Source organism: Chitinophaga sp. HK235 (genome assembly GCF_018255755.1).
In the GTDB taxonomy this organism is placed as follows: Bacteria; Bacteroidota; Bacteroidia; order Chitinophagales; family Chitinophagaceae; genus Chitinophaga.
Window position 1 is genome coordinate 4,447,501 of record NZ_CP073766.1, and the last position, 2,500, is coordinate 4,450,000.

Annotated in this window: 3 rRNA genes (2 of these 3 running past the window's edge); all 3 read right to left on the reverse strand. The window is 44.7% G+C overall.

The features are described 5' to 3' along the window. Positions 1-1,329, reverse strand: a 23S ribosomal RNA gene (locus KD145_RS16200); it reaches 1,549 nt to the left of the window's first position. 582 nt (positions 1,330-1,911) lie between these two features. Further along, positions 1,912-2,023: ribosomal RNA gene (rrf, locus tag KD145_RS16205) — 5S ribosomal RNA — on the reverse strand. Between the two features lie 119 nt (positions 2,024-2,142). Beyond that, positions 2,143-2,500, reverse strand: a 23S ribosomal RNA gene (locus KD145_RS16210); it runs 2,520 nt beyond the window's last position.

Here is a 2,500-nt window from a genome sequence, read left to right on the forward strand (position 1 = left end):
CTTACGGCGATAAGATTTTTCATCTTATTTATCGTTACTTATGCCTACATTTTCTTTTCTAAACGCTCCAGCATGTCTCACAACACACCTTCGATGCAGTTTAGAATGCTCCCCTACCGTCTAGCATTGCTGCTAGGCCTAAAGCTTCGGTTGTATGTTTGATGCCCGATTATTTTCCGTGCCCAAACCCTCGACCAGTGAGCTGTTACGCACTCTTTAAATGAATGGCTGCTTCCAAGCCAACATCCTGGCTGTTTTAGGATTTGAACCGCGTTTGTTCAACTTAACATACGATTAGGGACCTTAGCTGTTAGTCTGGGTTATTTCCCTCTCGGCCATGGACCTTAGCGCCCACAGCCTCACTCCTGGAGATTATGTTATAGCATTCGGAGTTTATTAGGGTTTGGTAGGCGGTGAAGCCCCCTAGCCCAATTAGTAGCTCTACCTCTATAACACGTCTATATCCAAGGCTGTTCCTAAAAACATTTCGGGGAGAACGAGCTATCTCTCAGTTTGATTGGCCTTTCACCCCTATCCACAGGTCATCCCATAGCTTTTCAACGCTAATGAGTTCGGACCTCCAGTTGGTTTTACCCAACCTTCATCCTGCCCATGGATAGATCACAAAGTTTCGCGTCTACCCCCACTGACTAAGCGCTCTGTTAGAACTCGCTTTCGCTGCGGCTCCGGTACTGAAGACCTTAACCTCGCCAGTGAGGAGTAACTCGTAGGCTCATTATGCAAAAGGCACGCCGTCACTCTTTCGAGCTCCGACCGCTTGTAGGCGCACGGTTTCAGGAACTATTTCACTCTCCTGTTCGGAGTACTTTTCACCTTTCCCTTACGGTACTGGTTCACTATCGGTATCTAAGGAGTATTTAGCCTTACCAGATGGTGCTGGCAGTTTCACACAGGATTCCTCCGGTCCCGCGCTACTCAGGATACTACACGTCCATCAGAATTTCTGTCTACAGGGCTATCACCTGCTACGGCTCATCTTTCCAGATGATTCAACTTGATCTGACTTTCTAAAAGTAGTCCTACAACCCCGGATAGAATTGCTTCGATCCGGTTTGGGCTCTTCCCTGTTCGCTCGCCACTACTTAGGGAATCATTAGTTATTTTCTTTTCCTGCAGGTACTTAGATGTTTCAGTTCCCTGCGTTGGCTCTCTTTCGAGTGACACATCTTCAATGTGCCGGGTTGTCCCATTCGGAAATCTACGGATGTATTGCTCGTTTGCAGCTCCCCGTAGCTTATCGCAGCTTACCACGTCCTTCTTCGCCTCTTAGATCCTAGGCATCCACCATGCGCCCTTATTCGCTTTAAATATTTTCGTATTCAGATATTACTATCCGTATACAACTTGCATTTCCCAATATGTCAAAGAACTTTTGATCATTACTGATCAGTGTCGATGTCCGAGATCCGATCTCTGTGGCCCGTTTGGCCGTACATCTTGTATTATTTTTAGAAGAACTTTTTACCGTTTCGCGTCGTTTGCGTTGGGGTTGCAAAGGTAGTATTTCTTTTCATTACCACCAAAACTTTTTTAAAGTTTTTTATGCTTAATTATCTCAGTTTTAATGTTTTACCTATTGGGAAAAGCAACTATAACTTCCTGATAATCAACCCTGTATTCAAACAAAGAACTACGCTTTTTCGGAGCGGATGGCAAAGATAGTATCTTTATCATTCGCAGCAAAAATTATTTCAACTTTATTGCTAATTATTTCTATTTCAAAACGGTCCAATGTAACGGACCTACGTAGATGTATACACGTTGTATACATAAAGGAAGGTAATCGATGGTCTCTGTTAATTTGTCAGAGAGCTTTATAAGAAGAGAAGAGCTTCTACTCTAAGAGAAAGAAAAAGGTCCTGGCGTTGTCACCAGGACCTTTCTTAATAAATATGGCAGTTACCTACTCTCCCGCATGATAGTGCAGTACCATCGGCCATGAGGGGCTTAACTTCTCTGTTCGGAATGGGAAGAGGTGAACACCCTCGGCATAACCACCATAAGATCTTTAGCTGCGATGATCACTCATCTGAGATGCAGGGGCTTTCGCTTGCCTTATCTCCAGCTGATAATAAGATAACATATTGGGAAAGTCGTATACGAACTTTGCAGTAATAAATAAAATTAAAGCTTACGGGCAATTAGTATTACTCGGCTTTGATGTTACCACCTTTACACCTGTAACCTATCAACGTCGTAGTCTCCGACGGCCCTTAAAAGTAAACTCATCTTGAAGCAGGTTTCACGCTTAGATGCTTTCAGCGTTTATCCTGTCCGTACATAGCTACTCTGCACTGCACCTGGCGGCACAACAGATACACCAGCGGTACGTACGACCCGGTCCTCTCGTACTAAGGTCATGTCTCCTCAATTTACTAACGATCACAACAGATAGGGACCGAACTGTCTTGCGACGTTCTGAACCCAGTTCACGTGCCACTTTAATCGGCGAACAGCCGAACCCTTGGGACCTTCTCCA